Below are 13,389 nucleotides of genomic sequence, written 5' to 3' on the forward strand. Positions count from 1 at the left end.
AAGCTAGTCAGGAAAATCAATTAAAGACCTGCTAGTTTCGCAGTGTCTTCAGCAATTACTAGCTCTTCGTTAGTAGAGATAACCATTGCAGGGATACGGCTGTTAGCTGTAGTGATAGTACCTTCGCCGCCGAAACGAGCTTTAAGGTTAGCTTCACCGTCAACTTCGATGCCGAAGATGCCTAGGCGGTTAAGAACCATTTCACGGATTGGGCCTGAGTTCTCGCCGATGCCGCCAGTGAAAGTGATTGCGTCTAGACGACCTTCTAGAGTTGCAGTGTAACCAGCTACGTACTTAGCTAGACGGTGACAGAACACGTCCATTGCACGAGTTGCTTCTTCTTTCTCACCGTAGTTGTCTTCAACGAAACGACAGTCAGAAGTCACTTCAGTTAGACCTGCAAGACCAGACTCTTTAGTTAGCATGTTGTTGATTTCTTCAACAGAGTAACCAAGAGCGTCATGTAGGTGGAAGATGATCGCAGGATCTAGGTCACCACAACGAGTACCCATTACAAGACCTTCAAGAGGAGTAAGACCCATAGAAGTATCTACAGATTGACCGTTCTTGATTGCACAAACAGAAGCGCCGTTACCTAGGTGACAGTTGATGATGTTAACTTCTTCAACTGGCTTGTTTAGTAGGCCTGCAACTTCACGAGTGATGAATAGGTGAGAAGTACCGTGCATGCCGTAACGACGGATGCCGTGCTCTTTGTACAGGTTGTACGGTAGAGCGTATAGGTAAGACTCAGAAGGCATTGTTTGGTGGAACGCAGTGTCAAATACAGCAACGTTTTGTAGACCAGGGAAGTTCTGTTGAGCCGCTTCGATACCGATAAGGTGAGCTGGGTTGTGAAGAGGTGCGAAAGTCGCAGCGTCTTGAATACCCTTAAGAACTTCATCAGTGATAAGTGCAGAAGAAGTGAACTGCTCGCCACCGTGTACGATACGGTGACCGATAGCGCCAAGGTTAGCTTTAAGCTCAGGCTTAGAAGCAAGAATAGTTTCTACCATGAAAGATAGTGCTTCTACGTGAGCTGCGCCCGCGCCTAGTTGTGCTTCATGCTTGCCATCAAGTTTCCACTTCATACGAGCTTCTGGAAGACCTAGACACTCAGCAAGACCAGTTAGGTGCTCTGCACCTGTTTCTGCATCAACAACAGCGAATTTAAGAGAAGAACTACCACAGTTTAAAACTAAAACTAGCTTAGACATTAATGACTACCTGTTTATTTTTCTGATCGAAATCAGTTAAGGATGAAAATTAATCTCAAGAATAGTCGAAGCACATAGGCTTGCGTACTAACCTTGGTCAAAAAAACGTTAATTTCCGTATAAAGTGAAAGCGCTCTTTATCAAAAAGAGGCTTGTGCATTCCTTGCAGAAGTCTTCTCAAAGTTGCTTAAATTGTAAATAAGGGCAACAATGAGATTGAGGTCTGCAAATAATAGCGATATTGTGCAAATATAACAAAAAAATTTGAAAGAATATTATTTTTCGTCAAATTTTTGTGTTTTTAGTTGATGATTTCAACTTTTTTTTAATGGGAGACTCATATGAGCAATAGAGTTGGTTTAGCTAGTAGTTTAAAAGATGGCCAAAAGTACATGGATCTCTGGCCCGTCCGAAAAGAGTTAAACGCGATCTTCCCAGAACAGCGCATTATTAAAGCGACCCGTTTTGGCGTGAAAGTGATGCCTGCGATTGCCGCTATCAGTGTTCTTACACAAATGGTCTTTAATAATTACCAAGCGATGCCACAGGCTGTGGTTATGGCTTTGTTTGCGATCAGCTTGCCGCTTCAAGGTATGTGGTGGTTGGGCAATCGCTCAAATACACAACTTCCGCCGGCGCTAGTATCGTGGTACCGCGAACTGCATGAAAAGATCACTGAAACGGGTTTTGCGTTAGAGCCTATGAAGCCGCGCCCTCGCTATAAAGAATTGGCAATCATTTTAAATCGTGCCTTTCGTCAGTTAGATAAATCCTCAATGGAGCGTTGGTTCTAAAGAATCCCAGCTCTCCCTCTTGTCTGAGAACAACTATTCATCTTCTATAGCTTGTTCTCAGATTTGCTCCTCTCTTTGTTACCTCGCTTACTTTCCGTTTAGCTTACCTGTCCTTATTCACTTGGTTTCTTACCTTCCTCCGAAGTCAATATAACCTTTCTCACATAACTCGAGCCTTGTTGTATTTTTGTTAAATATCACTTCAAGTTATCAATGGTTACTGGTAATAATGTCAATAGTGATTTTGATGTTGTTCTCTTTGAGCGAGTAATGACGGGTAGAGCCTGATTCAGGGAGCGATAATGAGTTCTGTAAGAAAGGTATTGGCAGCGGTTTTAAGCTGCTTGATGTTGTTATGGACTGGCAATGTAATGGCAAACGTTGCCAAAGTGTCGGTTTCACAAGTTGTTGACCATCCAGATCTGAATGCGACACGTCTAGGGCTTCTTGAAGGATTGAGAGCCAAGGGTTATGAACCCGGTAAGAACTTAGAATTCTCCTATGAAATGGCGAATGGTAACCCGGCTCAGGCAGCCAAGATTGCCAGAGAGCTCGTCAGTGAAAATCCTCATGTACTTGTTGGTATCGCGACACCGACTTCACAAGCTTTGGTTTCGGCAACCCGTTCGATACCGATCGTGTTTACCGCGGTAACCGATCCTATCGGCGCTAGGTTGGTCAAACAGCTAGAAAAGCCGGGCCGAAATGTCACGGGGCTTTCTGATCTCTCTCCAATCATTCAACATGTCTCTTTGATCAAAGAGCTTCTTCCTAAGGCAAGTTCAATCGGTGTGGTTTATAACCCTGCCGAAGCGAATGCCGTTGCGTTAGTTGGGTTATTGAGAAAGGCGACCCGAGATTTCGGTTATACGCTTCACACCGAAAAAGCGCTGACCGTTGACGATGTCGAAGCAAAAGCAGAATCCATTGCTAAGAAGTCTGATGTTATCTATGCCTTGACCGATAACACGGTTGCAAGTGGCATGGAGGGGCTGATAGACGCTGCAAACCAAGCTGGCACACCAGTGGTTGCAGGAGCAACGTCTTATGTCGGGAAGGGAGCGATTGCTGGTTTAGGTCTAGATTATTATGATGTTGGGGTTCAGACCGCGGATTATGTCGCAGCCATTCTGGAAGGACAGAAGCCGGGGAAGTTGAATGTCAAAACTGCGCAGAGTTCTCAACTGGTGGTCAACCTAGATGCTGCACGTGAGCTTGGCGTGACAGTGCCTCAATCTGTGATTGATCGTGCGGTCATTAGCCGCTGATGGCGCAATTCCAAATTTGATATCCCTTTCTCAAATGGGTGACTCAATTGATCATTTTGAGAGAAATCGACTTACTGTAAACAAAGTAGATCTACAAAACGTGATCTACTTTAACGGATGTTATTTTTCTCATTGTGGTCAATGAAATTTTTCATATCTTAAGCAAATTGAACATTGCTCGAGAACCGCTATGAAACCATTTATCTTTCATGCTCAAACTTCTGACTACTTCCACGAAAAAGATGGTGTATTAACCGTAACATTATTGTCTGAACGCAATGACTGGAATAAGGTTCAGTTGAGGCATGAGCCAGATAACGAAGAGTATCTGCTCGATATGACAAAGGTGGGTACACAAGGTCGGTTGACGCTTTGGCAGGTCTCTTTTCCTGTTAATACAGACAGAAGTGTTACTCACTATGCGTTCAAGCTTGTCGATTCAAAGGGGCAATACTGGCTGGATGCGAAAGGCGTTCACAGCCGTGTTTCGAGTCGCGAATTTCACTTTAAATTTAATAGCCAACATCAGCCACCAGAGTGGGTGTCAGAGCAAGTCTTCTATCAAATCTTCCCTGAACGTTTTTGTAACGGAAACCCGAGCATTAGTGTCAAAGCTGGGGAATATCGCCTAAAAGAAAACACCTTAGATGTTGTGGTGAAAGAGTGGGGCGACTCTGTAGAAGGACACAATGGAACGGGGGCTGCGGAGTTCTTCGGTGGTGACCTCGCAGGCATTCATAACAAGTTAGATTATCTACAAGATCTAGGCATCACCGCGCTGTATCTCAATCCAATTTTTCAGTCGCCTAGTAATCATAAATACGACACAACCGATTACTACAACATCGACTCGCACTTTGGAACCAATGACGAGTTCGCTGCACTTTCAAGTGACATCCACAAGCGTGATATGAGAGTCGTTCTGGATGCTGTGTTTAATCACACCTCTGTCGAGCATCCTTGGTTTGATAAGCTGAAAGTGACAGGCTCGGGTGCTTATGACCACCCAGGCTCGGCATTTCACGACTACTACTTTTTTGATCCTAACAACCCTCAACAATATGTCGGTTGGAAAGGGATCAGTTCGCTTCCAGTCTTAAACTTTTCTAACGCTTCTGTACGAGATTACATATATGAGTCGCAAGACTCTGTGATAAAGCATTGGTTGAAACCACCTTATAATGTCGATGGTTGGCGCTTTGATGTGATTCACATGTTAGGGGAGGGTGAGGGAGCGTATAACAATGCGCATTATGTAGAGGCGTTTCGGAATTCAGCAAAAGCAGAGAACCCTGAGGCCTACATCTTGGGAGAGCATTTCTTTGAGGCCACATCATGGCTACAGGGCGCACAAGAAGATGGGTCGATGAACTATTATGGTTTCGCTCACCCAGTTCGTGCGTTATTGGCGAAACAAGACATCGCGTACGAGCCGATTGACATTGATATGTTCGCTTTCTCTGATTGGTTAGCTGAAGCGAGAGCTAAGGTTCCTTGGTTGAACCAATTATCGCAGCTAAATCAATTGGACAGCCATGATACGGCTCGCTTACTGACGCTGTTAGGGGGCGACCAAGCTAAGCATAAGCTGGCTCTGACGTTGCTGTTTACCTATGTTGGAACTCCGTGTTTATACTACGGAACAGAAGTCGGTTTAGAAGGGGGGCAAGACCCAGATAACCGCAGGTGCTTCCCATGGGGAGATGAAGAGTCTTCGTCTTGGTTCCCATTCCATCAAGCGTTGATAAAACTAAGAACAGAACGTCGCAGCTTACAAAGTGGTGCGTACCTCGAGTTGTATTGTGACGCTGAGACATTAGTGTTTGCCCGTAGTCTCAAGGGTGAAAAAACACTGGTTGTGCTCAACCTATCCCAAGACGAAAAGGCGTTGTCTTTGCCTGTGTGGATGCTTGGACATGAGCAAGGAGAGCTGGTTAATTTGCAAGGCAAGGAGAAGAGCGTGCCGATTGCTAACGGTGCCATTGACATTCTTGTTCCAGCGATGCAAGCGAAGATTTTTGATGTGGTAAATCGTTGAATTTTAAAATGACTTAAACAATCTCATCTAACTCTGCTTCATGCAGGGTTAGTTTTATAAAAGGAATTGTCTGTTCAATACTTAGGCTCGATTCATATCAATTTACACTCTTTTACCTCGAGGAAAATGGCAATTAATGTAATAATATTAATGGGGTAAATGAAAATAGCTGAACGCTAAGAGCACATTATATGAAAGTAAATAGGCACTTTAGCCTAACCTTTGTCTTCGGGTTTCCCGCTGTGATCGCCGCAATGTTACTTGGCCTAATAGGAAAGAATCATTTTGATTTGGTGAAGAAAGACATCAGCAGCGAATTCCAACGTATTGAAGAGGTGTTCAAACGAACCACAAAGGTGGTGACAGCCCTAGACTACAGTTTCTCCAACTATTACAAATCAGGAAACCCTCTCTTTCTTGATCACAACAAACAAGTTGTGGATGGCCTTTGCCAAATTTGGCCGATCGACGTGTTACTTCTCGCTGATGGTAAAACCTCAGACATCCCTTCTGTCGATATCGACTATATGTTGGTCGGTGAAGAGTCCCTTTGTTCCGAAACCAGTGACAGCTACAAAAGTGCGTCTAAGAAGATTGCTCTTGCGCCAATTCTTTCATTCTTATCCCAACTCGATGAGTTCCATAACGGTGTGCACTTTATTGATACGCGTGGTTATGTGATCTCGTCGCCTGAAGGGTTTGCTAAGAAGCTGAGCAAGGAATTACTTTCAACCATAAAAAGTCGTCCCTATTGGCAAAAAACGGCCAACAATCCAGAACAGTTAACACTAACAGGCCCTGCTTATCGATTTGAGTCTCTAGACCGAATGATCAGTATGACGATCCCAGTGTTCCACCAAGGTGTGCATCAAGGGATGCTTTCGGTTGATATTGATGCTGACAAGCTGCTTGCAAACTCGAATGAGCATCTTGCAGGTCGGATCGATATCATTGATACCACTTTAGCGACCCCGGTAGATTCTGCGGCTTTTTATCACGAGATCAAACTGGATGGTGTCGCGTCTCACCATGCGATGTATTACGAGTTAGACATCACAAAAGAGGTTGAGCACTTTTTCGTCTACGAGAAAGACAGCCTTATTGTTGCCATCATTGTGTATCTGTTCTCAGTAACCATCTTCTTCTACGTCAATTCCAATATTGAACGTGGTTACTTCAAAGATCTCGCAGCCAAAGACCCTATGACAGGGTTATTGAATCGTCGTGGCTTAGAAGCGTTCTGGCGCAGCGTAGAGCACGATCAACTGTTTGCCTTAACCGTCTTCGATATCGATGATTTTAAGTCAATTAACGACACCTACGGCCACGATAAGGGTGACGATGTGATTCGTTATATGTCGCGTCAGATCAGCAACAGTATTCGAAGCAGTGACGTTGCAGCACGGTTTGGCGGTGAAGAGTTTGTCGTTTATATGAAAGGCGAAGATCGTGAAACGTTGATGAGAACATTAGAGCGAGTGAAGAATGCGATTTGTTCCACTTCAGCCGACATTATTCCAAATGGATTTACGGTATCTGGCGGTGTCTGCATTGTTGAAACTGAGCAAAGTAAACTTAACTTCGATGAGATATTTAAATACGCCGATGAAAAGCTGTACGTGGCTAAGACGACGGGTAAAGACCGTCTTGAATTTTAGCTACGTTGTTGAATCGATGCTTTGTATGAAAATGAAAGAGGGAAGAGCCAACGTGTCTACCAAGCGAAGCTTATTTGCGCCGGTAAACACGTTTGTAGCGTTGGGTATTTAACCCTAAACATAATCTTAAACAGGTTGGCGGCGTTCTTCTTGATAACGCTGAAGGCGTTCTACAATCGGCGGGGCCTTTTTGAAAGTACGAATTTCTTTAAATAGTTCGTTCGCTTCAGGGTAGCCTTTACTTAGATAAACAAACCACTGCTTCACTCTATTGGGGTAGTACATGCCTTTGTCCCCTTTAATTTGAAACTCTGAATAGCGCAGCAAAAGTTCAATGACTTTATCCCACGGCATTTTCTGGTGGTTGTGCTTAACGACGTTACCAAGGTTTGGAATATTGAAAGCACCACGGCAGACCATCAATGAATCGACGCCTGTTGCTTCTATGCAATCTTGACCATCTTGATAGTTCCAGATTTCCCCATTAGCAATCAACGGTAGAGACGTTTTTTCTCTTATTTGATTGATGAAATCCCATTTGATTTCGCTGGCTTTATAGCCGCCAACTTTGGTTCTTGCATGCACGGTGAGTTCGTCAGCTTTGGCTTGTTGGATGGCATCGACGATTTCAAAGCACTCTTCCGGATGCTCCCAACCTAATCGAATCTTTGCAGATACCGGAATGTGTGCAGGTACTGCTTCTCGACAGGCATTCACCACTTGATAGATGAGCTCTGGTTCTTTTAGCAGTGAGGCACCACCATTACTTTTGTTGACCGCCTTTGCTGGGCAACCAAAATTAAGGTCAATCCCTTTAGCGCCTAAGCTAGCAGCTTGAAAAGCATTCTCGGCCATCCAATTTGGGTGTTGACCTAAAAGCTGGAGATGGATTGGCACACCAGCCATGGTCTGAGAGCCTTGATGTAGCTCAGGGCAAATACGGTGGAACACATGCGGGGGAAGAAGTTGATCCACGACGCGCACAAACTCTGTCACACAGAGATCGTAATCATTAATCTCTGTGAGAATTTCACGCATTAGGTGGTCTAGAACGCCCTCCATAGGGCCAAGTATTACGCGCATGCTGCTTTACCGAAACTGAGTGAACCGAAAAATTCGAGGCGTGATTGTACGGCGTGTTAGCTAGATTGTCACTAAGGAGCGGTGTTTGCCATTTCTCGAGCTACTCTTACTTCTCCGCTAATTGGTGAATAATAGAGAATGGGTAAACGCTCAGAACTGGTAAAGCTTGGAGTGTAGTAGTAATAGCACTCAGGTGTTCCAGTGTACCAACTAACAATGGCTTCGTCGGAAGGTAAAACAAAGCCAGTATCGTATTGAGAACGAGCGACCAAATCAGAATCAATCAAAGAGTTCCAAAGTGCCACACATTGCTCACCGCTAACTTTTGGAGTCTCTGTTGGTGGAGTGTCAAGAACTGAGATTGGAAAACCAGTCAGTGAGGGGTACACGTCTCCTTCGCCGTAATTCACCACTTGATCGAAGTCGGGTTCTCCATCGACAAGCCATTGAGAATGGTACATATCAATGCTGTTTCTGAACGCAGCAAATGCGCCTTGTGCTAATGCTTCATGAGCATCCCTTTGAACACCAAGAAAACGAGGCGCAGCGGTTACCGCTAATACACCCAGAATAACGACCACCACAATAAGCTCGAGTAATGTAAAACCTTGGGATTTTGATTTCATGATGAATGCGCCTATATGTAACTGAATGTTTAAGTCAGCGTTTTACACCCAAGGTTATGATTATCAAAGCGAAATAAGTTAAATTTCGATAATATTTGAATAGCAATGGTTTGCGTAAGGTAATTGGTGAGGAAATAGAGAAAAGTGCTTGGCGACATCTTGGGGAGGATGGCGTTATAATATCGAAAATGCCCAATATCCAGAGCTTTCATGACATATCAATTATTAAGCCTACCAGAATCTATTTCAGACATTACACCGCAGTTTATGGAAGGTGCAATCCTTGCCTCTAACTTGGCTACCAAGCCACTTGATCCAGAAGAGTGGCTAGCTATCGTTGCGCCTGAAGCGGGTAAAGAGCTGGTAACAACGGTGACAGAACAGATTAACCGCCAGCACAATCTGATTCAGCGTAATGAATACCTACTGACAGACGTATTGGCTGAAGGTGATTTTAACGAGCAGTTCGCCGATTTTTCTGAAGGCTTCATGATGGTTTGGCCAACAGTCGAAGAGCAATGGCAGAGCGTGACAGTCGCGGATGGAACTCTACGCATGTTGCAAGCGCTCCTAACAACCTTGATGCTTGCGATTGATGAAGAGCAAACTCAACAACAAATGATCGCTGCAGGGCTTACTAACCCACCATCGCTTGCCGATTTAGTGGGTCAAGTCGATCTGATGATCTCAGAAGTGGCAATGGCGGCTGATGAGGCGATGCTAGGTAATAAATCGCAGAGCGTGAACCCGTTTAAAGATATTGGTCGAAACGACCTTTGCCCTTGTGAAAGCGGCAAGAAGTTTAAACAATGCTGCGGTAAAAACAGCTAGTCACGGCTTGTTGAACAACTTAGCTTGAGTGAGTAACAGACTTTCTTTAAGTGATAAAAAGTTTAAGCAATAAAAAAGTCGACCTTAGGGTCGACTTTTTCGTTTCTGAACATGATGAGCTAATTGTTAGTCATTCTTTGATTTAACGAATTGAGAAATCACTACAAAACCGAAAGCAACTAAGTTGCCCGCGAATATAATCACCAGCCACTGTGGCATCGAGAGTTCTAAGAATTGCCACACAACCTTGCTGCAGTCACCGTAAGCCTCAAACATCCACGGAGCCCATTGGTTTAAAGGCGCCCAGCTTGGGAAGGTTACGAACAGGTCACAAGTAGCAAAAGGAGACGGATTAAACTGGTAGTCGACGTGTTCTAAAGCCAGCGTCAAACCTTTATATGCGCCAAATCCCCAGCCAGCAAGGCCTAACCAACGTGATATTGGGTTATGAGGGGCAATAGCACCAATGATTGCAGCAACACCGATAGCAAGCATAGCAACGCGCTCATAGATGCACATTACGCAAGGGCCAAGCATCATCACGTGTTGAAAGAAGAGAGCGCATGCCTCAAAAAAGACAATAAAAGCCAGCAGTAAAAGCCAAGATAAACGTCCCTTAGAGAAGTCTTTAAGCATTGCAAAAAAGTTCACGAATTTAATCCCGTCTATAAAATGAAAAAGCCCTGATTACTCAGAGCTTTTTATCTTGGATAAGTTTCCTAATCAACTAATATTTTTGATTAGTTAGTTATACTTAATGTGGTTTGCGACACAGTGTTTAGCTTAATGGCCACCAGAGATAACTGGAGCAACGACTTCACCAGTGCGTTGAATGATCCAACCTGCATCATAGAACCATGCTGTCATTGGCTCTACGAAGAACACAATGCCTGCTAGGCCAACCAGTGCCAATACGATGGTGTATGGCAACGCCATGATAACCATGCGGCCGTAAGACAATCTAATTAACGGAGCAAGTGCTGATGTTAATAGGAATAGGAATGCAGCCTGGCCGTTTGGCGTAGCAACAGAAGGTAGGTTAGTACCAGTGTTGATAGCAACAGCAAGTAGGTCGAACTGATCACGAGTAATGATGCCTTCAACCAGTGCAGTTTTCACTTCGTTGATGTAAACCGTACCGACGAACACGTTATCTGAAACCATCGATAGAATACCGTTGGCAACATAGAAGAGTGCAAGTTGCGCGCCTTTATCTTCAACGTGAAGTACTGCATCGATCACTGGCTTAAATAGCCCTTGATCAATGATTACCGCAACGACAGCGAAAAAGACAGCAAGAAGTGCAGTAAATGGCAGTGCTTCTTCAAAGGCTTTACCCATCGAGTGCTCTTCAATTACACCAGTAAATGCCGTTGCTAAGATGATCACTGAAAGGCCAATCAAACCCACTTCAGCGACGTGAAGCGCAAGGCCAACAATCAGCCAAACTGCGATTGCACTTTGAACCCATAGTTTTGCTACGTCTTGCTTGGTGCGGTTTGCACGTTCTTTGTTGTCAAACTCAACCAAGATTTGGCGAACATTCATTGGCAGCTCAGCACCGTAACCAAACACTTTGAATTTCTCGACAAGTGCACAAGTTAAAATACCGCAGAAGAAAACAGGCAGTGTTACTGGCAGCATACGGATGATAAATTCACCGAACTCCCAACCTGCTTGCTTAGCAATTACCAAGTTTTGTGGTTCACCTACCATGGTCATTACACCACCCAGTGCTGTACCCACACCAGCGTGCATTAGCAGTGAACGTAGGAAAGCACGGTAGTTTTCTAGGTCATCACGAGTTAGCTCTGAGATCTCTTCATCATGAGTATGATCGTGCGAAGACGTTGTGCCCTTGCCTGATGCAACCTTGTGGTAGATAGAGTAGAAGCCGACCGCAACGCTAATAACTACGGCGATTACTGTCAGTGCATCTAGGAATGCTGATAAGAAAGCGGCAGCAACACAGAAGGCAACAGAGAGTAAAATTTTAGATTGGATGCCAAGCAAGATCTTCGTGAAAATGAACAAAAGCAGTTCTTTCATGAAGTAAATGCCAGCAACCATGAATACGAGCAAGAGTAATACAGGAAGGTTTGCTTGCAGCTCGTGATAAACCATTTCTGGTTTGGTCATGCCAATGGCGACTGCTTGAATAGCTAATAGACCACCCGGTTGAAGTGGGTAGCATTTGAGAGCCATAGCTAGAGTGAAAATAAACTCAACCACCAATAGCCAGCCCGCAACAAATGGGTCAACTAGGAAGAAAACAAACGGGTTGATGATTAAAAAGGAAATGATGGCAAGTTTATACCAATCAGGAGCTTTACCAAGGAAGTTCTTGATAAAAGCGTTTCCGAGAGACATCGGCATGTTAATACTCTTTTATGTTGATTATGAATAGACAAGCAATACAACATTTTGAGAATCGAGCTATAGAAATTGTTAAAAACTATAACTAACAGTGACTTAGAAAAACTACATTCCATGTAATGTTCTGTGGTCTTGCCAAGTCACTCCCTTAGAAACTCAAGCACTGCTTATTTTTGAGCGCAACTCTACTCTTAGATAACATTTAGTCAACAGGAAAAGCCCTGTAGCACTAAAAATACCTCTTTTTTGTTGAGAAACGCGATCAAAGTAGCGCAAGCATACCACTTAAAATGTGATAAAAACCGACTAGAATCAATATTTCAGCGAAATGATTGAAAATTACAGAATAACGACGACTTATATATGATTATTACAACTTAATATTGCAAATTAATAGCTTTAAAAATATGATCAATCTCATTGATTTTAAAGAAAATTTGTTGTGTTAACGATTTGTTGAAATGGTGGTTTAGAGTCGCTTGCTTTACAAACCTGAGGTGCAAACGTGTGCTGAACTTTAGAGTTATAACTCTAATGGTATTTAGGGTGAGTAAAATTTTTGAGGGTGTTTCCGCTAGGTGTGAACTAGTGGTATGATGAGTAAATTAGAACAGAATAATTAAATTGGATTGAAGTGTAGATGGTCATTAAGGCGAAGAGCCCGGCAGGATTTGCAGAGAAGTATATCATTGAAAGTATTTGGAATGGCCGTTTCCCTCCAGGTTCTATCTTGCCCGCAGAGCGTGAGCTTTCTGAGCTGATTGGTGTTACACGTACTACGCTTCGTGAAGTACTACAACGTCTTGCTCGTGATGGTTGGTTGACAATCCAACACGGCAAACCCACTAAAGTTAACCAGTTTATGGAAACCTCAGGTCTTCATATCCTTGATACGCTAATGACGTTGGACGTTGATAACGCAAGCAAAATGGTAGAAGACCTGCTTGCTGCTCGTACTAATATCAGCCCGATCTTTATGCGTTATGCATTCAAAGCAAACAAAGAAGCTTCAGAGCGTACTATCAGTAACGTAATTGAATCTTGTGAAGCGTTACTTGCGGCACCAACTTGGGATGAGTTCCTAGAATCGTCGCCATACGCTGATAAGATCAAACAAGCGGTAAAAGAAGATTCAGAAAAAGATGAAGCGAAACGTCAGACGATCTTAATCGCGAAGACTTTCAACTTCTATGATTACATGCTTTTCCAACGTTTGGCATTCCACTCAGGCAACCAGATTTACGGCCTGATCTTTAACGGTGTGCGTAAACTGTATGACCGTATCGGTAGCTACTACTTCTCTAACCCAGAAGCACGACGTTTAGCGATGGACTTTTATAAAGAGCTGTTCATTATCTGTGAAAGTGGTGAGCGCGAAACGTTGCCATTAGTGATTCGTAACTACGGTATCGCAAGTGCACAAGTTTGGAATGAAATGAAAACGACATTACCAACGAACTTCACTGAAGACGACAGCTAAGCCATAGATTTACTATTG

The 13,389-nt window shown here is 43.8% G+C and carries 11 protein-coding genes; 6 read left to right on the forward strand and 5 right to left on the reverse strand.

Features of this window, described 5'->3' with window-relative positions:
* Nucleotides 1–20: 20 nt before the first annotated feature.
* Nucleotides 21–1,217: an acetate kinase gene (locus OCV20_RS05335; protein WP_017107306.1), complete on the reverse strand. Its 1,197-nt coding sequence runs from the start codon at nt 1,215–1,217 to the stop codon at nt 21–23.
* Between the two features lie 341 nt (nt 1,218–1,558).
* On the opposite strand from OCV20_RS05335, the gene yfbV reads away from it, so the two are divergent.
* From yfbV to OCV20_RS05355, 4 genes are all read left to right on the forward strand, one after another.
* Nucleotides 1,559–2,011 carry a terminus macrodomain insulation protein YfbV gene (gene yfbV / locus OCV20_RS05340; protein ID WP_017062168.1) on the forward strand — a complete coding sequence of 151 codons (453 nt, stop codon included), beginning with the start codon at nt 1,559–1,561 and terminating at the stop codon, nt 2,009–2,011.
* A gap of 302 nt (nt 2,012–2,313) precedes the next feature.
* Nucleotides 2,314–3,279, forward strand: coding sequence for an ABC transporter substrate-binding protein (locus tag OCV20_RS05345; protein WP_086774991.1), 966 nt, complete (start codon nt 2,314–2,316; stop codon nt 3,277–3,279).
* 190 nt (nt 3,280–3,469) lie between these two features.
* Nucleotides 3,470–5,317: a maltodextrin glucosidase gene (gene malZ / locus OCV20_RS05350; RefSeq protein ID WP_086774990.1), complete on the forward strand. Its 1,848-nt coding sequence runs from the start codon at nt 3,470–3,472 to the stop codon at nt 5,315–5,317.
* A 191-nt stretch (nt 5,318–5,508) separates the two neighbouring features.
* Entirely contained in the window at nt 5,509–6,975 is a 1,467-nt protein-coding gene (locus OCV20_RS05355) for a GGDEF domain-containing protein (protein ID WP_086774989.1), read from the forward strand.
* A gap of 126 nt (nt 6,976–7,101) precedes the next feature.
* On the opposite strand, the gene dusC is transcribed toward OCV20_RS05355, so the two are convergent.
* Together dusC and OCV20_RS05365 are read right to left on the reverse strand one after the other, a co-directional pair.
* A complete protein-coding gene (gene dusC / locus OCV20_RS05360) occupies nt 7,102–8,058 on the reverse strand; it encodes a tRNA dihydrouridine(16) synthase DusC (protein WP_048613188.1) in 957 nt (318 codons plus the stop codon).
* Between the two features lie 71 nt (nt 8,059–8,129).
* Nucleotides 8,130–8,684 carry a prepilin-type N-terminal cleavage/methylation domain-containing protein gene (locus OCV20_RS05365; protein WP_050642999.1) on the reverse strand — a complete coding sequence of 185 codons (555 nt, stop codon included), beginning with the start codon at nt 8,682–8,684 and terminating at the stop codon, nt 8,130–8,132.
* 210 nt (nt 8,685–8,894) lie between these two features.
* On the opposite strand from OCV20_RS05365, the gene OCV20_RS05370 reads away from it, so the two are divergent.
* On the forward strand, nt 8,895–9,515 hold the full coding sequence (locus OCV20_RS05370; RefSeq protein WP_061038830.1) for a YecA/YgfB family protein: 621 nt from the start codon (nt 8,895–8,897) through the stop codon (nt 9,513–9,515).
* 126 nt (nt 9,516–9,641) lie between these two features.
* Here OCV20_RS05370 and dsbB read toward each other — a convergent pair whose 3' ends face one another.
* Nucleotides 9,642–10,151, reverse strand: a complete 510-nt coding sequence (gene dsbB / locus OCV20_RS05375; RefSeq protein WP_048617897.1) for a disulfide bond formation protein DsbB — start codon at nt 10,149–10,151, stop codon at nt 9,642–9,644.
* A gap of 147 nt (nt 10,152–10,298) precedes the next feature.
* Entirely contained in the window at nt 10,299–11,891 is a 1,593-nt protein-coding gene (gene nhaB / locus OCV20_RS05380) for a Na(+)/H(+) antiporter NhaB (protein ID WP_086774988.1), read from the reverse strand.
* Between the two features lie 640 nt (nt 11,892–12,531).
* On the opposite strand from nhaB, the gene fadR reads away from it, so the two are divergent.
* Nucleotides 12,532–13,371 (forward strand): fatty acid metabolism transcriptional regulator FadR, encoded by an 840-nt coding sequence (fadR, locus tag OCV20_RS05385; RefSeq protein WP_017062161.1) that lies wholly within the window; start codon nt 12,532–12,534, stop codon nt 13,369–13,371.
* The last annotated feature ends 18 nt before the right edge of the window (nt 13,372–13,389 follow it).

It is taken from the genome of Vibrio coralliirubri (genome assembly GCF_024347375.1).
In the GTDB taxonomy this organism is placed as follows: Bacteria; Pseudomonadota; Gammaproteobacteria; order Enterobacterales; family Vibrionaceae; genus Vibrio; species Vibrio coralliirubri.